This is a genomic window from Fibrella aquatica (assembly GCF_041321135.1).
GTDB lineage: Bacteria > Bacteroidota > Bacteroidia > Cytophagales > Spirosomataceae > Fibrella > Fibrella aquatica.
Map to the genome: position 1 here is coordinate 13,965 of NZ_JBGGWF010000012.1, position 18,133 is coordinate 32,097.

The 18,133-nt window shown below is 51.9% G+C and carries 18 protein-coding genes; 12 read left to right on the forward strand and 6 right to left on the reverse strand.

Translation table 11 applies throughout. The features are described from left to right. Nucleotides 1-157: 157 nt before the first annotated feature. The 3 genes from ACAW87_RS21280 to ACAW87_RS21290 all read left to right on the forward strand — a co-directional run bounded on the left by ACAW87_RS21280 (nt 158) and on the right by ACAW87_RS21290 (nt 2,126). Nucleotides 158-949 carry an SDR family oxidoreductase gene (locus ACAW87_RS21280; protein WP_370725665.1) on the forward strand — a complete coding sequence of 264 codons (792 nt, stop codon included), beginning with the start codon at nt 158-160 and terminating at the stop codon, nt 947-949. Between the two features lie 54 nt (nt 950-1,003). Then, nucleotides 1,004-1,684 (forward strand): hypothetical protein, encoded by a 681-nt coding sequence (locus ACAW87_RS21285; protein ID WP_370725666.1) that lies wholly within the window; start codon nt 1,004-1,006, stop codon nt 1,682-1,684. 169 nt (nt 1,685-1,853) lie between these two features. Next, nucleotides 1,854-2,126: a UBP-type zinc finger domain-containing protein gene (locus ACAW87_RS21290; protein WP_370725667.1), complete on the forward strand. Its 273-nt coding sequence runs from the start codon at nt 1,854-1,856 to the stop codon at nt 2,124-2,126. A gap of 114 nt (nt 2,127-2,240) precedes the next feature. Here ACAW87_RS21290 and ACAW87_RS21295 read toward each other — a convergent pair whose 3' ends face one another. The 4 genes from ACAW87_RS21295 to ACAW87_RS21310 form a co-directional block, all read right to left on the reverse strand. Further along, complete coding sequence (locus ACAW87_RS21295) at nt 2,241-2,807, reverse strand: DUF4136 domain-containing protein (protein WP_370725668.1); 567 nt, start codon at nt 2,805-2,807, stop codon at nt 2,241-2,243. 135 nt (nt 2,808-2,942) lie between these two features. Continuing rightward, nucleotides 2,943-3,968 carry a 3-dehydroquinate synthase gene (gene aroB / locus ACAW87_RS21300; RefSeq protein WP_370725669.1) on the reverse strand — a complete coding sequence of 342 codons (1,026 nt, stop codon included), beginning with the start codon at nt 3,966-3,968 and terminating at the stop codon, nt 2,943-2,945. A 113-nt stretch (nt 3,969-4,081) separates the two neighbouring features. Continuing rightward, nucleotides 4,082-5,941, reverse strand: coding sequence for a beta-N-acetylhexosaminidase (locus tag ACAW87_RS21305; protein WP_370725670.1), 1,860 nt, complete (start codon nt 5,939-5,941; stop codon nt 4,082-4,084). 53 nt (nt 5,942-5,994) lie between these two features. Continuing rightward, complete coding sequence (locus ACAW87_RS21310) at nt 5,995-6,969, reverse strand: metallophosphoesterase family protein (RefSeq protein ID WP_370725671.1); 975 nt, start codon at nt 6,967-6,969, stop codon at nt 5,995-5,997. Between the two features lie 211 nt (nt 6,970-7,180). On the opposite strand from ACAW87_RS21310, the gene ACAW87_RS21315 reads away from it, so the two are divergent. Continuing rightward, on the forward strand, nt 7,181-7,864 hold the full coding sequence (locus ACAW87_RS21315) for an alpha/beta fold hydrolase (protein WP_370725672.1): 684 nt from the start codon (nt 7,181-7,183) through the stop codon (nt 7,862-7,864). Nucleotides 7,865-8,186: 322 nt separating this feature from the next. Here the strand turns inward: ACAW87_RS21315 and ACAW87_RS21320 are convergent, their stop codons facing one another. Together ACAW87_RS21320 and ACAW87_RS21325 are read right to left on the reverse strand one after the other, a co-directional pair. Beyond that, nucleotides 8,187-8,618, reverse strand: a complete 432-nt coding sequence (locus ACAW87_RS21320; RefSeq protein ID WP_370725673.1) for an ABA4-like family protein — start codon at nt 8,616-8,618, stop codon at nt 8,187-8,189. A gap of 172 nt (nt 8,619-8,790) precedes the next feature. Further along, nucleotides 8,791-9,558: an alpha/beta fold hydrolase gene (locus ACAW87_RS21325; protein WP_370725674.1), complete on the reverse strand. Its 768-nt coding sequence runs from the start codon at nt 9,556-9,558 to the stop codon at nt 8,791-8,793. 40 nt (nt 9,559-9,598) lie between these two features. Here ACAW87_RS21325 and ACAW87_RS21330 point away from each other — a divergent pair, with 40 nt between their 5' ends. The 8 genes from ACAW87_RS21330 (at nt 9,599) to ACAW87_RS21365 (ending at nt 18,123) form a co-directional block, all read left to right on the forward strand. Next, nucleotides 9,599-10,069, forward strand: coding sequence for a MaoC family dehydratase (locus ACAW87_RS21330; protein WP_370725675.1), 471 nt, complete (start codon nt 9,599-9,601; stop codon nt 10,067-10,069). 58 nt (nt 10,070-10,127) lie between these two features. Next, the gene (gene fabG / locus ACAW87_RS21335) at nt 10,128-10,865 is read left to right on the forward strand and encodes a 3-oxoacyl-[acyl-carrier-protein] reductase (RefSeq protein WP_370725676.1); all 738 of its coding nucleotides are present in this window, start codon (nt 10,128-10,130) and stop codon (nt 10,863-10,865) included. A 162-nt stretch (nt 10,866-11,027) separates the two neighbouring features. Beyond that, complete coding sequence (locus ACAW87_RS21340; RefSeq protein WP_370725677.1) at nt 11,028-12,197, forward strand: acyl-CoA dehydrogenase; 1,170 nt, start codon at nt 11,028-11,030, stop codon at nt 12,195-12,197. Nucleotides 12,198-12,367: 170 nt separating this feature from the next. Further along, nucleotides 12,368-13,294: an AraC family transcriptional regulator gene (locus tag ACAW87_RS21345; protein WP_370725678.1), complete on the forward strand. Its 927-nt coding sequence runs from the start codon at nt 12,368-12,370 to the stop codon at nt 13,292-13,294. 237 nt (nt 13,295-13,531) lie between these two features. Then, a complete protein-coding gene (locus ACAW87_RS21350) occupies nt 13,532-14,671 on the forward strand; it encodes a T9SS type A sorting domain-containing protein (RefSeq protein WP_370725679.1) in 1,140 nt (379 codons plus the stop codon). A gap of 79 nt (nt 14,672-14,750) precedes the next feature. Further along, nucleotides 14,751-16,526, forward strand: coding sequence for a M3 family oligoendopeptidase (locus ACAW87_RS21355; protein WP_370725680.1), 1,776 nt, complete (start codon nt 14,751-14,753; stop codon nt 16,524-16,526). Nucleotides 16,527-16,593: 67 nt separating this feature from the next. Further along, nucleotides 16,594-16,872: a hypothetical protein gene (locus tag ACAW87_RS21360; RefSeq protein ID WP_370725681.1), complete on the forward strand. Its 279-nt coding sequence runs from the start codon at nt 16,594-16,596 to the stop codon at nt 16,870-16,872. Nucleotides 16,873-17,049: 177 nt separating this feature from the next. Beyond that, nucleotides 17,050-18,123: an NAD-dependent epimerase/dehydratase family protein gene (locus ACAW87_RS21365; RefSeq protein ID WP_370725682.1), complete on the forward strand. Its 1,074-nt coding sequence runs from the start codon at nt 17,050-17,052 to the stop codon at nt 18,121-18,123. Nucleotides 18,124-18,133 lie beyond the last annotated feature (10 nt).

Sequence of the window (18,133 nt, forward strand, 5' to 3'; positions counted from 1 at the left end):
GGGAGACATGAATCCTGTAAAGCACTGAATCAATGAGGCCTACCTTCCTTAATTTGGTTGCTCTGCACACGCCCATCCGATCACCCCGGACAAAGACCCGTTCCTAAATGTTCGTAACTATTCAGTCGGCCCAGCGCTTATTTAGAGAAAAACGGGTATGGAAAACAACGAATTAGCTGGTAAAGTAGCGCTGATAACGGGCGCAGGGTCAGGTATCGGTAAAGCGGCGGCCATTATGATGGCGAAGGCGGGTGCCAAAATCGTGGCCATAAGCCGCACGCAGGAAGAAATAGACAAAACGATTGCCGAGGTGGAAAAAGCGGGAAGCGAAGGGCTGGCTCTCACCGCCGACATTTCGAGCGAGAAAGACATGGAACGGGTGTATGACCAACTCGACAAGGCCTACGGACGACTCGACATCATCTTTGCTAATGCGGGCATCAACGGCGTATGGGCGCCGATCGATGAACTGACACCAGACGAATGGCGCAAAACGATCGACATCAACCTGACCGGTACGTATATGACGGTGCATTTCGGTGTACCACTGCTGAAACGGCAGGGCGGATCGATCATTATCACGGCGTCGGTAAACGGTACCCGCATATTTACCAATACGGGCTCAACGGCTTATTCGAGCACCAAAGCGGCGCAGGTGGCCTTTACACAACTGCTCGCGCTGGAACTGGCTAAACATAAAATTCGGGTCAATGTTGTCTGCCCCGGCGCAATCGACACCGAGATCGATGATAACACACAACACCGGAATCTGGAGAGCATTACCGAACCTGTCGAGTTTCCGGAAGGTGAAATTCCACTGACCGACGGTAAGCCGGGTACATCGGAGCAAGTGGCTGACCTCGTTATGTTTCTGGCCTCTGACCGCGCCAGCCATATTACCGGTACACCTGTCTGGATCGACGGGGGCGAATCGCTGCTGCTTGGCTAAACATCCTATATAGACTATAGGTTAATAGCATATCGCTTTAAAAGACTCAACAGCATGAAAAAGATATGGATGGCCAGCCTAGCGCTAGCCCTTTGCCTCACCACAGCTGGGTACGCCCAGCAAACCCAGGGCACGTCGACACCCTCTACGCAGCGCAATACCTCATCAAAAACGGGCCTCGATCGTAAAGGGGGCAAAGATGTGGGTACGCGGGGGAGCACGAAAATGAAGGATGGCGTGTCGCGATCGGGCAACTCAAACCTATCGCCCACCTCACCAACCAATGCTCCGGCACCGGGTGGCGACAAGCCAGCTTCACCAGCAGGTGCAGTGAGTGCAGCTCAATCACCATCGGTTGAGACAAAGGCACCCGCCACAGCTAAGCCGAAAGGAACAGGCACCCGTAATGGTAACACGGCCCCAAGCGGAACAAGGCCCATGCGTACGCAGGGAAGCACATCTGAAGGGACCGCCAGTGTACCCTCGGCAGGTGGCGCACCCGGCACCGGAACGAAAACCGTTCGTTCGGTAAAACCAAAGAGTCGGGCTGCGGCCATGGACGCCCAGGCAGCACAAAACCAACCTACAGCCGCAGGTCAGGCTAATACTGCTAAAAAGACGGGGAGTAACGGTGAGACATCACCAGGGGCAACCAATGTTCGGTTGACCAAAGAAGGCCAAAAAGAAGGTTCAGCCAGCGACAACGCCAAGCGGAATAAGCCAGGACAGCAGTAAAAATGAGTTCAAAGTTTAATGTCCAAGGGTCTAACGTTGCTCTGCTGTTTCACGATCTGTGAATCAGCAGGGCAACAGTTTTTTATCGACGCCGACGCATAAGCAACTTCTTCGTATTTTGCTTATGCGTCGGCGTTACGTTATGAGCCAATCAGCGGCGCAAGCAGATATGATACGTCCAAAACCGTGTGACGAATTAAGCGCATTGACTGATATAAAAATAGCTCAAGCGAATGTGTGCGAAGAATGCATAAAGACCGGCGATTCGTGGGTTCACCTACGTACCTGCCAAACCTGCGGGCAAACGTACTGTTGCGATTCATCACCCAACAAACACGCCACAGCGCATTTCCTGACGACCCAACACCCTGTAGTATCCTCAGCCGAACCCGGCGAGCAATGGGTCTGGTGCTACGTACACCAGCAAATCGCGGGGTATTAAAGGAAGGGTTCAAAGTCCAAAAGTTCAAGGTCCAACGTTGCTCTGCTGTTCCACAACTTGTGAATAAGCAGAGCAACGTTGGACCTTGAACTTTTGGACTTTGAACTCTTTTACTTACCGCCCGTAGCCCGTATTCTCCGTATTGGTAGCCATTAGCGGATACTGGTCGAAGATGGAGCGGACAATACCTTTGAAGTAGTTGTTCTTGAAATTGGCGTTGCGCATCATTTTAGAGGCGTAGCCTTTCCATATAACCTGATAGGTCTCGGCGTCGATGAGCGAAATCATCAGCGTGCCCTCATCAAGGTTATAGTCGACGCGTTTGTAGGTAGCGTCGTCATCTTCGCGTACCACCCAGTCTCTGATTACAGGCTGTTGGTAACCCCGGAAACGGAGGTCACTGCGGAAGATATTGTACGAAACGAGCAGATTCGGAGTACGATTGCTCACCTTATAACCCCGCGCTTCCATTTGGTGTCGAATGGCATCCTGAATATCGGAGCAGAGCAGGGTTGAGTCGATGAATTCGCATTCCAGAAAGTTGAATGATTTGTAGTCTTTGAAGTGGCCTTCATAGCTATAATCATGTTCAACAAATAGCTTATTGCCTCCCGGCGAACAGCAAACCATGCTAAAACCGGCCAGAGCCAGTACAACGGATAAGCCAAAAAATCTGCTCATGAGATTATACGTGTAAATGTTGTTAGTTCAGATAATTGTAAAGTTCAAGTGAAGAGAAATGATGTATGCTTTCAACAGCAATCTACCAACTATTGTTTGGCGTTCCAAGCAATAACGGTGTGAATTGATAATTAATTAACCCCGATAGTAATCAAGGGCTTGGCGCATTACTGATTTACCAACCGGTATATCGTAAGCACAGCTACCACGCCCACTTATAAGTGACATACGCACCTGGCCAGCCCTGTTTTTTTTGTCTTGTAAAGTGTGCGCTAGAATAGGCTCCATATCCTCATTTTTCAGACCGGCACGACCATATACGGCAAAAAGATATTCTTCGATTTCCTCCAGCAACGTCTCGTCAATCAGGCCGAGCTGTACACTCAGGTATGCTTCCATCACCATACCAGCCGCAATGGCTTCGCCGTGCAATAATCGGCCTTTGGGGCGGTTCAGAAAGTGCGTTTCAACGGCATGCCCCAGGGTATGGCCGAAGTTCAGAATTTTCCGCACTCCTTTCTCGGTTGGGTCTTCGGCAACAACCCGTTCTTTGATGGCTACCGAATGCGCCACCGTCCGGTTCCAGTCGAGATCTTCCAGGTCGTAGCGCCGTATCCGTGCCCACTCGTCGGCGTCGGCAATCAGGCAATGTTTAATCACTTCGGCAAAGCCCGACCGCAGTTCCCGCTCGGGCAACGTACCCAGAAAAGCCGTGTCGATGAGCACCGTGTTGGGCAGTTGAAATACACCGATATGGTTTTTCAATCCCTGAAAGTCGATGCCCAACTTACCGCCAACGCTGGCGTCGACCTGCGAAAGCAAGGTAGTGGGCAGTTGAGCAAAGGCAATACCACGTTTATAGGTTGCGGCGCAAAAACCGCCCATATCGCCAATAACACCGCCGCCAAGGTTCAGCAACAGCCCGTGCCGGTCGAAACTGGCTTTGGTCAGGGCGCTCCAGACGGTTTCGCAGGTAGCCAGGTGCTTGTGTCCTTCGCCCGCCGGAATCCGGATCAGAGTGTGTTTAGGCAACAGAGACTTCACCAGCGGATAGCAATGCTTAGCTGTATGGTTATCGACCAGCACCGCCAGCGACGACGGGTTTTGCTGAGCAATGAACTGTGGCAGACTTTCGGAAAGAGGCGCTATTGAAACGGACATAAGAAAATTGATTGGCTAATGAATTGCCCCGCGTTCATCTGACGCAGGTACGTTGTTAGTAGGGAAAAGGGTTGCTTTGCTACTGTAATTTAAACTGAGCACAAAGCTACACTTCACCGCGCCCGCGCTGCCAGGTCGGCAATCGGAATATCCAGCACACGACCAACGGGGTTACCCTCCCGATAAGCCGCCACACGCAACCGGTCGGCCCCTTTCGGGAAAACAAACGGCTGTGTATAGCGCGGCGACTGCGTATCGGGAATGGTATTATCGGTGGTGTAGAAGAGCTCGGTTCCAGCCAGTTCGTGACTCAGCAGAATTTCGAGCACACCCGCTGTCTGTCGTTGTACCGTCACGAATGGGTTCAGGTAACTGCGGCTGTAGTTGATTCCCGCCACATCGAACCGGGTAAAATGGCTTTCGATCCGCCGAACGAAATCGGGCCAGTTGCGCGTGGCTCTGGGCGACCAAAGCACTTCGGCAATGGCAAAAGCGCGTGGCCAGATCATGTACTCGGCGTGGCGCGTGGTAGGCACCGACTCCGTCCAGAGGTTAGCCTGTCCGCCCAGAATCAACTCAGCCCGTACGCTGTCAGGAACAGGTTCAAAAGCATACGACGTACTGAGCAGAGCCAAATTGTAGGTGCTAGGCTCGGCCGATGGGTCGCCCTGGTACAGATCGAGGTAACAGTGCTGAATGGGTGTCATGATGACGGGTCGCCCCTGTTTGGCGGCGGCAATACCACCTTTCATACCCCGCCAGCTCATTACTGTTGCCCCAGGAGCCAGCCCCCCCTCCAGAATTTCATCCCAGCCAATTATGCGTTTGCCTTTACTCTGCACGATCTTCTCCACGCGCCGGATAAAATAGCTCTGAAGCTCCTCCACATTTTTTAGATTGTTGGCAGCCATAACCGGCTTACAGGCGGCGCATTGTTCCCAGAATCCTTTGTACGCTTCGTCGCCTCCAATATGAATGTACGGACCGGGAAAAAGTTGCGCGATTTCGGTCAGTACCTTATCGACAAACAGGTACGTACTGTCGCTGCAGGGGTTCAGGTTGTTGTCTTTTACCTTGTAGAACTTACCGTTGGGATAGATCGGTAGCACTTCACCACTACAGGCCAAGTTCGGGTACGCCGCGATGGCCGCCAGCATATGCCCCGGCATATCGATTTCGGGCACCACCATTATCTGCCGTTGGGCGGCGTACTGCACCACCTCGCGAATATCGTCCTGGGTGTAGAAGCCACCGTAGCTTTGTGGCTCGCCCGGAATGGGGTTCTCACGGCTGTTCCAGCGGCCGGTTCGCGGGGCGCGCCAGGCTCCTACTTCCGTGAGGCGGGGCAACGATTTTATCTCAATTCGCCAGCCCTGATCGTCGGTCAGGTGCCAGTGAAAGACATTGAATTTATACCGCGCCATCTGATCGATGAAGCGCTTCACGTATTCTTTCGTGAAGAAAGAGCGACTCACATCGAGCATCATGCCCCGCCAACCAAACCGGGGTTGGTCGCGAATGGTAACGGCGGGTAGTGTGCTGTTTTTTGCCGTTGCCCACGACGTACCTGTAAACCGAAACCCTGGTCGTTCACGGTCGGGCGGAAGCAGTTGCCGCAGCGTTTGCAGGCCGTAAAAAATGCCCGCCACTTCGGGAGCCGTGAGCCGAATGCCCGTTGGCGATACCACCAGTTCGTAGCCTTCGCGACCGATATTGGTCACCGGAGCCAGCCTGACGGTGATGTTATTGGTGGGCCGGGCCAGGTCGTTGATGCGTAGACCGGGCAGGTTGGTTTGCACCATCTGCCGAACCTCGGCTACGGGTGTGAGCACAGCCAGTTGCGTGTTGGCGGTAATGGTAAACCGACCAGCGCCCGCCTGCATAAACTGGGGTTGTGGAATAAGGGCGGGAAGCGGAAGCTGGGCAAAAGTGGGCAACGCCAGCGCAAGCAGCCCAACTAGAATAGCTTTCATGAAGAGGTAGGTAGTAGGATTAGCGCTACGAAGGTAGGCAAACCCGGAATCTCCTACCGATAGGTTACGTACTGATTATGCACAGTACCGTCGTCATATAGATCTACAAGTGCGTAACCAGGTTCTGTATGCTGGTAGGTACCAAACCACCAGGCACCACTTACGGCTCCATTGCAATAGTAGCTAACCCCATTATAATCAACGCGGTCCGTCAGGTGAATATGTCCACTCAGACAGGCTTTCACGTTACGATGTTTATCGAAGAGGTCAACCAGGCGGCGTGTGTCGCTGTGCATCCAGCGTCCGGGTACGTTCCAGGTTTGCCCCTCGTAGCGTTTTCCGTCGAAAAAAACACAGGCGGCCAGAATAGGAATGTGGGTGATCACCAGCACAGGTACGTTGGCGGGGGTTGCTTTCAGATCGGCGGTTAACCATTCGTATTGTGCTTCATCAAGGTGGGCTGTGTACCAGCTTCCGTTGGCATTGGCCTGTACGCTGTCGAGCATAATCAGGTGCCAGCCATTTCGGTCGACGCTGTAGTATGGTCGCGAAATGGTGAGTTCATCCATCGCCCATTTACGCCCATCCGCTAACCCAAGAGCCGACTCTTCGTGGCACCAGATGTCGTGATTACCTACACAGCTCAGCACAGGCAGACTGTTATCCTGTTGCAGTACCTCGCGGAACAAACTCCACTGTCGTTCAACGCTGTTTCGGCTTCGGCCATGTGCTTCCATGATGGCGTCGCCGCCGTTGATGAGCAAATCGGGAGGTGAAGCCAAGTTTTGGGCGTGGTGCAGACAGCGGGCAAACCCTTTGGCAGCACCCACTACCGACTGCATATGAACGTCGGTCAGGTGGGCAATCCGCAACGAGCGATTGGGGGCTGAGGCTGTTTGTAGCGGTGGGAAATTCCTTGCCGATGCGGGTTGCTCGGCGTAGCGTGAGGTAGCGTGGGCAGTAAGCGAAGGGGTAGCCAAGGCAACTAAACTCGCACTTGCACTTTTTAATAGGTTCCGGCGATTCATAGTCCGTTATCTTACTACAAAAGTCACCCGTTCCTGTGACGTGTATATTGAGCAGCGATTATGAATCTGTTAGCTATCGCGGCTGTAGAGATGTTTTCGTAACGGTGTGGTAACAGATAGGTACGTAACTGGCGAGTTCATACTGGCTTGACTATTTTTCGTTTCTTATCTACCCACTAACCCATTTACCCAACCGCCTACTCCCCTTCCTATGCCCCGCCTGATTTACATTCATGGGTACGTTGAAGATGCCAGCATTTTCGATAAGCTGATTCCATTATTGCCAACCGAATCGATCGTAAAACTGGATTTAGAGACCGATTTTGCGCGCTGGAACCCTAAAGACAGTACCGTAAACGTCTCGACCCTGGCAACGTACCTGGTCAATACGTACCAGATTAGCCCTTCTGATGTGGTGATCGGCCACTCGATGGGTGGCTGGATTGCGGCTAATCTGAAAGCGCAAACGGGCTGCCGGGCGGTGCTGATTGCCGGGTTTACCGACCAGAAAAAGATAATCACCTACACGCGTAACATGACTGTGGTGAAGTGGCTGGTGAAGCTGGGAGTGGTGCAAAGTCCGTGGCTTGCCCGGTATGCGTTGCGGATTTACCGATTCGATGACTCACGGGCCTTGCACGAAGAGTTAGTCGAACGACTGATGAGCCAGTCGCGCCGGTACATTTATCAGCAATTGCGTGTGTTGCTGGCTCCGTATCCTGTAGCGCCTGCCGAACCCGATCTCCGCATACACGCCCGCCCCGACCCCATTATCCGTTACCCCGACGAACCGTGTACCGAAACACCCGGCGACCATTTCAACCTGGCCTTTCACACAGACCTGGTGGCAAAGCCTATTCTAGCCTTGCTGGTGGGCGTGGGGCAAGGGGCTTAGGGTAAATGCTCCGCGTTCGGTGTCGCTCGCCAGATTAGTTTTTACAACTTAAACGGACTGTTTATCTGCCTAAACCCATGCTGCGCCCCTCTGGGCCTGAGCTTAAGAAAGACGCCCTCCGGAGGCTACCGACGCTACGGCCCGCTAGGCCTACTCAGTATTGGCCTTTTTTAGCCCCTTAACTTCGAACTTTTTCACGTACCCAGGCCCAGGGGGCCGAGGCATCGGTAGCTGCCGGGTGGTGGCATTTCTGACGTTTAGCCCCTGCGGGGCGTAGCATGCGTTTTGGGGAGCTGCTGCGCGAATTACATGACTACAAGCCCTACTCCCTCAGCCCCCGGCCTCCCCGTACTACTACGTAGAGCAACATACCGAGCGGACCGAGCATAAAGCAACAGAGCAGACAGGGAATCAGCCAGCCGTGAGCAACATTGTACTGTTGAGCATCGCGCAGAATCCAGCAGCCCGCCACCAGATCGAAAGCGAGGTAGTGAATCCAGCCAGCCAGCATGACCCGCTCACCACCTTGCTGGAACAACGTCATTACTCCTTTCAGGCTGGCGAATGACATAAAGTCGAACGAACCGCCGGTACTGCTGAACAGGTAATAAGCATACATGACAGCCAGTAGGGCCGGAACCAGTAACGTACGCGTCAGCCATTGGGTGACGCGCCAGCGGGGAGCTACGATCATCAGCAACCACTGTGGAAACACCAGCGCATTGGCCAGCGAGAAAGCAATTTCGTTCGACATGATGGTGATTCACTGGAAAAGTTGAACCTAAAGTAATACTTCAGTATGAGGGGCACAAAGAAAGTAATCCACAATTAATTAGGTTATCCACATCGAAAACAGGCCAAAGTGTGGATAACTCATGTATTTCTTTAGTATATACTGATCGAATGGACCAAATGGGGGTAACATTCTAGTCGATTTGTAGTTGCGTACTTACCCGCCTAACCAGCGATGTATGGCCTGTTGGCAAGACAATTACGTCGCAAGTTGGTAAGGCTGTTTCCAGCGGTCGTGTTTGCTGACGCGGGAGCACCGCATCGTACAGACCCAGAAATAACCGCACCCGAATACCGTGTTCGGCTATAACCGTAGCAAAATGGGGTATGCTCACGCCAAGTTTTCGGAAGCCCGTCCAGGATCGGTAAATCTGTTCACGCTGATCAGGGGTCTGCATCGTAGCTTCCACAAAGCGAAGCAGAGCATCATTAAGTAAGCCCAAACGAACAAACCCGCGCCCCAGGGCCAGAATAAACCCGGTATTCCGTAAGAAAAAGCGGAGTAAAGCCCGGCCAACAGATGTCGACGTACCCAGCCTAAACCAGGGATCGTCGGTTACACCATCGGGAGCGAGTAGAAGTACTTCGTCGACGCGGGTCGCAAAGGCCTCGGTCGTAACCAGAGCAAATCGCCCGCCGATGCTGAAGCCAATTACTGAGAACCGGTCAATCTGGTGTTGCGCTGTAAAATCGGTTAGTAAACTTTGCCAATACGGGATGGTTATTATCGCGGGCCAGTTGGTGTGTCGACTTTTCCCGTGAAAAGGTAGGTCAATGCTATAAATGGTATGCGTCTGAGCCAGTTTCTGAGCGAATGGGTCAAAACAAGAGCTATCCTGACCAATTCCGTGAAAGGCCAGCCAGACAATTGGCCCTGAACCATATTTGATAAATGTCAACACAGTGTGAATGTTGGATGCTAAAAACCAACGTTTAAATCTTATGCAAACATTCCCAAACCTGGAGGCCTTTGCCGCCCATGCCGGTCAGGAACTCGGCACAACCGACTGGACTACCATCTCGCAGGAGCAAATTCAGAAATTTGCCGATGCTACGGGCGATCATCAGTGGATTCACCTGGAACCTGAACGCGCCGTTCGCGAATCGCCATATAAAACTACCATTGCCCACGGCTTTCTGACCCTATCACTTGCGCCGCGCCTGCTGGCCGAAATTTACAAGGTAGAATCGGTGAAAATGGGCGTAAACTACGGAGCCAACAAAATTCGGTTTACTAACGCTGTACCCAGCGGAAGCCAGGTACGTATGAAGGCCTGGTTGCATCACGTAGAACCCACAAACGCCAACGAGGGGTCAACTGGCGTTCGGGCCATCATCGAATGCGTTTTCGAAGTAGAAGGCCAAACCAAGCCCGCCTGTATTGCTGAGTTGATTATGCTGTTGTTTGAATAAACTACCTCACCCCCAACCCCTCCCCTTTGGGAGAGGGGTTGGGGGTGAGGTCACCCTTATGCGTCTACAAAACAAAGTTGCCATCATTACCGGCGGGGCACGCGGCATTGGTCGTTCTGCCGCCGAGGTGTTCACCCGCGAGGGTGCTACCGTCATTATCTGGGATATGCTCGATGAGGGCGAAACCACTGCACAGACACTTCGCGATCAGGGAAGAGCCATTACTTTCATGCGGGTGAGTGTAACCGACGTACCTGGCGTAGAAGAAGCCGTTCGGGCGGTGCTCGATCAGTACGGACAAATCGATATTCTGGTCAACAATGCTGGCATTACCCGTGATCGCACTTTATTGAAAATGAGTCATGAGGAATGGCGACAGGTGATCGATGTGAACCTTACGGGCGTGTTCAACTGTACCAAAGCTGTGGTGCCGCACATGGTGGAGCGGGGGTATGGGCGTATCATCTGCACCTCATCGGTGGTGGGTGTGCACGGTAATTTTGGCCAAACCAACTACGCGGCTACCAAAGCGGGTGTGGTGGCCATGTGCCGCACCTGGGCTAAAGAACTGGGGTCAAAAGGCATTACGGCCAACGCCGTTGCACCCGGCTTCATCCGCACCGATATGACTGACGCTATGCCCGAAGAAGCCCGACAGGCAACCATTAAACTAATTCCCGCCCGCCGTATGGGCGAGCCAGAAGACATTGCCAATGCCTATCTATTCCTGGCCTCCGATGAAGCCTCGTTCGTGAACGGGCAAGTACTGGGCGTGAATGGTGGGCAAGCCAGTTGAGTTACGACGTACGATGTACGATTTTTGCTGTCACATACGTATCCTATTTCGGTTTACTCATGCGGCAGCAAAAATCGTACATCGTAAATCGCACGTCGTAACTATTGTTATGCATGCATACTAATTTTCTTGTATTTTTACTTCATCAATCAGCAATAATGTATGACAACGGCACCTCACGACCTTCAGGGTCTTAATTTTAATTTATCTGAAGAGCAACAGGCTGTTCAGGAAGCCGCCCGCGACTTTGCGCAAACCGAACTGCTGCCGGGAATAGTCGAACGCGACAATGCCCAGCAATTTCCTGCCGAGCAGGTCCGTAAGATGGGTGAACTTGGTTTCATGGGCATGATGGTTTCCCCCGAATATGGCGGCGGTGGCATGGATACTGTCTCCTACGCGCTGGCTATTGAGGAGATTTCCAAGGTTGATGCATCGGCGTCGGTGATCATGTCGGTCAATAATTCGCTGGTCTGTTACGGGCTGGAAGCGTTCGGCACGGAAGAGCAGAAACAAAAATATTTGATTCCGCTGGCGAGCGGCCAACAAATCGGCGCGTTCTGCTTATCGGAGCCCGAAGCAGGTTCGGATGCGACCTCGCAGAGCACCACCGCCGACGATCACGGCGATCATTACGTGGTAAACGGTACAAAAAACTGGATCACCAACGGCGGTACATCGAGCGTGGCTTTGGTCATTGCGCAGACACATCGCGAGAAAGGGCACCGGGGCATCAACTGCCTGATCGTTGAGAAGGGAACGCCGGGTTTTGTGGTCGGCAAGAAAGAAGACAAGCTTGGCATTCGGGCGTCGGATACCCATTCGCTGCTTTTCACCGACGTGAAGGTGCCTAAGGAAAACCGCATCGGAGATGACGGGTTCGGCTTCAAATTTGCCATGTCAACCCTGAACGGAGGCCGGATTGGCATTGCTGCTCAAGCACTTGGCATTGCAGCGGGTGCGTATGAACTGGCCCTTAAATACAGTCAGGAGCGTAAGGCATTTGGTAAAGCCATCTTCGAGCATCAGGCCATTCAGTTTAAACTGGCTGAAATGGCAACCCGCATTGAAGCTGCCCGGCTACTGGTTTACAAGGCTGCCCGGTTAAAAGATGAACACAAGGATTACGTACAGGCGGCGGCTATGGCCAAGCTATTTGCGTCGGATATTGCCATGTGGGCCACTACCGAAGCCGTGCAGATTCACGGTGGGTATGGCTTCGTGAAGGAGTTCCATGTAGAGCGGTTGATGCGCGACGCCAAAATCACTCAGATATATGAAGGTACCTCTGAAATCCAAAAATTAGTGATTGCCCGAGAACTCGTTCGGTAGATGAATTCTTAAAAAAACTATATTTTTTCAGATGAATGGCTCTATTCTTGGCAGATAGGGCCATTTTTTTTTAGGCTACGGAAACTTTTGCAGTTGTATTAGTTTTGTACAATTTATTAGTTTTGTGCAATATTGCAGCGCAACACGACTTATGCAATCCGGTTCCGACTATGGAAGACTACAATAAAATTATCGAATCGCTGGGGGTGAAGTTTATCAAGGCACGGAATATCCGCATCCTTCAGCCAATCGTGATCAAGAACTTCTACGACGTAGAGAATACGTTGTTGATCCTATATAACGGTGAAGTGGCGTACGGTGATGAACATCAGAAAGTCGAGATCGGCGATATGTTGTTTATTCCGGGCGGCAAACACGTAACGGTTACCTACGGCGAACCATCGAACCCCAAGCCTGTCACGAACGAAGAGTTCATGACACATCGCGAACATTACTTTGAAGCAAACCGCGACCCAACCCGAATTGGCAATATGCCCAACTCGTTTGGGTACGTGTCGTTTGAAGCGAAGGTGTTTGATTCGGTGAACTTCTTCAATTCGCTCGACGTGCCCCCGTTCATCATCAAGCACGATGAAACGCTGGCACAAGCTATTCGGCAAATTCTGATCGAAGACATGACCGATATTGCCGGGAAAGGTCGGGTGATCAAGATCAAGACCGAAGAGATTGTGATCGAGGTGATCCGCTACATCCTGAAACAGCGGCTGTTCGTTGAGCAGTTGGTAACCAACAGCACCTACTTCAAAGACCCCCGCCTGATCGACATCTTTGCCTACATAAAAGACAACATCGGCGGCGACCTCTCGAACAAAGTGCTGGCCAACGTGGCCAACGTATCAGAAGATTACGTGGGTCAGTATTTCAAAATGCTGACAGGCATTAACCCACAAGATTACATTGAGTATCAGCGCATGGAAGCGGCGGTTGGCTTGTTGCGAACCAGCAAGAAAAGCATCCGGGCTATTGGTGCCGAAGTAGGTTATAAAGACACGGCCTATTTCTGCCGTCGTTTCAAAATGATGTTTGGCATTCCGGCCGGTAAAATGCGCCGCCGTGAATCGCTGATGAACGTATAAAGAATTAACGCTTTTTCAATAAACTGTACGACAAAAGCCCGGGCCGGATATTTCTGGTTCGGGCTTTTTGTATGTTTTAAATAGTAAGTGACCAATGCATGTAGTTTTAGAAACAAATCTCTGAAAATCAACCATTTATCATGTATATGCATTTGTTTTATACTTACGTAATTCGTATTTTATTTGAGGCAGTTATTGACTAAGATTGACCACTCACCTACATTGTCAAGCTGCCTCATGTTACAATCCGCTACCATTTCTAAACGAATTTTAAGCCAACTGGCGCCCCTCTTTTTGCTACTGTGTACAAGCTACACCGTCGCCCACAGCCAAAATATTGCCACCTGGTCATTTGGCACAACGGGTGTTGGGCCAACGCCTGTTGCCCTCAACATACTAGCTAGCAACGCAGTATACACGAATGCAGGTGCCACTACAGCAATTAGCAGCAGCCGCTTCAACTGTTCGCAGTGGACGAATACAGGGCTTGACCTGAATCGTTATCTGGAAATAAGTGTAACGCCAGCTGCATCGTATAGCGCCACCATCACCGAGTTCAATATCAACGTAGAAAATAACAATACAACAACGATATTATCGGGGCCATCTGGTTTTGAAATACGGAGCAGTACCGATGGGTTTGTTTCGTCGTACACCTCGCTGAGTATCGGGACCGTTACCGAAACACCCACCAACATTATCGTTCCGGTTACGGGTTATGGTCCGAGCACCGCCACGTATACGGTTCGCATCTATTTCTGGGGAGCTACCGATCCGGCCCGTTTAATCCGTATCGGGAGTGTGGGCTTAAAAGGAACTGTACAGTCACCTGCCTTACCCGTTTCGTTGATTAGCTTTCAGGGCCGGGCAATGGTCAATGCGGTGCAACTAAACTGGGCAACCGCCTGGGAGCAGTCCGCCAGTCAATTTGTTGTTCAGCGTAGCCGGGATGCCGCCGAGTTTGCCGAAGTAGGTACGCTACCGGCATCTGGAACCACCAATCGGCAACGTACCTACACGCTGACTGATAGCCAGCCCACCGAGGGAACCAACTATTACCGACTGAAGCAGGTAGACCTGGATGGGTCGGTGAATTACTCGAAGATCATCGCCGTAACCGTCTACGCTGATCAACCTTCGGTACGGGTCTATCCTAACCCTACCGATGGTCGTTACCTTCAGGTTCAACTCAGCAATTTAACGACACCTACAGCTACCATTCAAACCCTGACCGGACAGCAAATTCAGGGTAAATGGCTGGAGATGACTGCATCCAATGCGGTCTGGCAACCCAATACGCCGCTAAGTCCGGGTATTTACCTGTTCGATGTACGCGATGGCGGTATCGGGCAACGGGTGAAAGTGCTGGTTCAGTAGCCTTGTTTGGCGATTGTGCAACAAAAAACCGGGTTTGGGTGTCGTATACAGAGTCACTGATTTTGTATCTTGACCCTCTATGCAAGCTGAATTAACCCTCGCCCGGCCACCCCGGCATTTTCTGCCCGACGCCTACCAACTTCACGCCTGGGCCGACGTGCAGCCCTTTTACGACGACTTGCTGAGCCGCACCATCTCAGACGCGGACTCGCTACGGCAGTGGTTCAGCGACCGGAGCGAGCTGGAATCATACCTGTCTGAAAACTTTGCCTGGCGCTATATCCGCATGACCTGCGATACGGCCAATGCCGCACTGGTAGAACAACTCAACTTTTTCATCGAGACTATTCAGCCTCACATGAGTACGCTGGGTAATGAATTGGATCAAAAAGCGCTGGGTAGCCCTTGGTTGGCCGAACTGACCAACACCGCCGAGCTGGTGATGTTGCGGGGAATGCAAATGGCGAATGCTATTTTCCGGGAAGAGAACGTACCCCTACAAACCGAAATGCAAACCGAAGAACGGCAGTACGGCGCTGTGGTAGGGGCAATGACCGTAGTTGTTGAAAACGAAGGGATTCGGGAAGAAGTTACGCTGCAAAAAGCCTCTGATCTGTTGCAGTCGACCGACCGGACAGTACGCGAAAACGCGTGGTTCCTGATTCAGGAGCGCCGTTTTAAAGACCATGAAAAGCTGGACGAGTTATTCGATAAGCTGATTAGCCTACGGCAGAAAGTGGCCGGAAACGCCGGTTTTGCCAATTTTCGCGATTACATGTTTGCCGCCCTAGGCCGGTTCGATTACACGCCCGCCGATTGTGTTACGTTTCATGAATCAGTGGCCGAGGCCGTAGTACCAATACTGAACGAACAGGCCGCCGAGCGGCTCGCCAAGCTTCAGCGCATCGACGCGTCGGTGCAAACGTTGCGCCCCTGGGACACGAAAGTAGACCCCGACGGGCACCCGCCGCTAGTGCCTTTCGCTACCGCCGCCGATCTGGTCGATAAAACAATCCGCTGCTTCGATCGGCTTGATGCAACCGGCGAACTGGGCTCTTACCTGCGCATCATGCGCAAAATGGGCCATCTTGATCTCGACTCACGGAAAGGCAAAGCACCTGGCGGTTATAACTACCCACTCGAAGAGATTGGCGTACCGTTTATCTTCATGAATGCTACGTCAAGCCTGCGCGATCTGGTCACGATGGTGCACGAAGGTGGCCACGCCGTTCACTCGTTCCTGACCCGAGAGTTGCCGCTGAAAGCGTATCGGAACCCGCCGATGGAAGTAGCCGAACTGGCATCGATGTCGATGGAGTTGATGTCGATGGACCATTGGGATGTATTCTTCGAGAACCCTGATGAATTACGTCGGGCTAAACTGGCGCATCTGGAATCGATCATTGAGACCCTCCCCTGGGTAGCAACCGTCGACCAGTTTCAGCATTGGCTCTATGCCACACCGCCTGAGTCGGGTTCCATTCATACACACGCTGAGCGCCGCGCGGCCTGGGTACGTACCTACGACCATTTTGCCGACTCATTAACCGACTGGAGCGGGCTTGACCATTACAAAGAGTATGTCTGGCAAAAACAACTGCACCTCTACGAAGTACCTTTTTACTACATCGAATACGGTATTGCTCAGTTGGGGGCTATTGGCGTATGGCGCAATTACCGCCAAAACGCTGAAACAGGGCTACAAGGCTACAAAGACGCCCTGAAACTCGGCTATCAGGCCCCTATTCGCGACATCTATGCCGCCGCCCGCGTGCCCTTCGACTTTTCGAAGGCGCATATCGGTGAGTTGATGACTTTTGTGCGAAAGGAGATCAATACCTTAAAAAAGCCATAACGAACCTCTGTCGACTAACCACTTTGTGATTACCTTTGCGGAACTTTCGATTCACAATCAAGCAGCTATGAAACGCGTCGTTTATATGGGCATGTTCGTACTGGCTGGTCTCTCACTGGCTTCGTGCGATTACCAAAAGAATAACACCATCCGTCAGGAAGATTTCCGCAAGCAGGATTTCCGGTCAGGCTATAAAGCTGGCGACGGCGAGGTGTACGGTACCGGCCCTGATTCGGCCGCCGTTCAATCGACCTACAAATACAAAGCAAATCCAGAACTGGACGCCCGGACGCAGAAAATTCGCGAGAAAATGTTCGGCACCGGTACAATCGGCGAAGGAGCATAAACCGGCTGATTGTATTTATTAGCGAAGGAAGAGGCGATACCCGGTGGCATCGCCTCTTCCTTTGTTATGGAGCGGTGTCACGGAATATAACTTTTTTGCGTTACTTTGCCCCGCTACTAAACCCGGTGAATTAGGATTTTTTGGTTAGTGTAGGCTGATAAACAAGGCTTTTCAGGTATGAATGTTGCATTAGTTACAGGTTCGGCAGGACTCATTGGCAGCGAATCAGTTGCCTTTTTTTCAGATAAGTTCGATCTCGTAGTGGGTATCGACAACAACATGCGTCAGTACTTCTTTGGCGCAGAGGGATCTACGGAGTGGAACCGTAATCGCCTGAGCGACGCGTATAGCAATTACACGCACCGCCCCGCCGATATTCGGGAAGTATCACAACTGGAGCCGATCTTTAAAGAGTTCGGGGCCGACATTAAACTGATTATTCACGCGGCGGCTCAACCAAGCCACGACTGGGCGGCTCGCGAGCCTTTTACCGACTTTACGGTAAACGCCAACGGCACGCTGAATTTGCTGGAAATGACCCGGCAACACGCACCTGAGGCTGTATTTATCTTTACATCGACCAACAAGGTATATGGTGATAACCCAAACTACCTCCCGCTGATCGAAACAGAGACCCGCTGGGAAATCGACGAAAACCACCCGTATTTTAAAGATGGTATCGACGAATTCATGAGTATTGACCATACCAAACACTCGCTGTTTGGTGCATCAAAAGTAGCAGCCGACATTCTGGTTCAGGAATATGGCCGCTATTTCGGCATGAAAACGGCCGTTTTCCGGGGTGGTTGCCTCACGGGGCCCAACCATTCGGGTGCTCAATTGCATGGTTTCCTGAGTTACCTCATGAAATGCGCTATCACAGGCACTCAATACACAATCTTCGGTTATAAAGGCAAGCAGGTACGTGACAACATCCACAGCTACGACCTCGTGAATATGTTCTGGCACTTTTACCAGAACCCACGCGCCGGCGAAGTATACAACGCAGGTGGTGGCCGCCATGCCAACTGCTCGATGATTGAAGCCATGAAAGTGTGCGAAGAGATCTCGGGTAACACCATGAACTATACCTACTCAGACACCAACCGCATTGGTGACCACATCTGGTATATTTCGAACCTAAATAAATTCAAAGAGCACTACCCAGATTGGAACTGGAGCTACGATTTGCAGCAAACTTTGGTGCAAATTCACGATAGTATGGTGGCTCGTTTAGGGCAAAAAGCCTAATCGGAGCCGA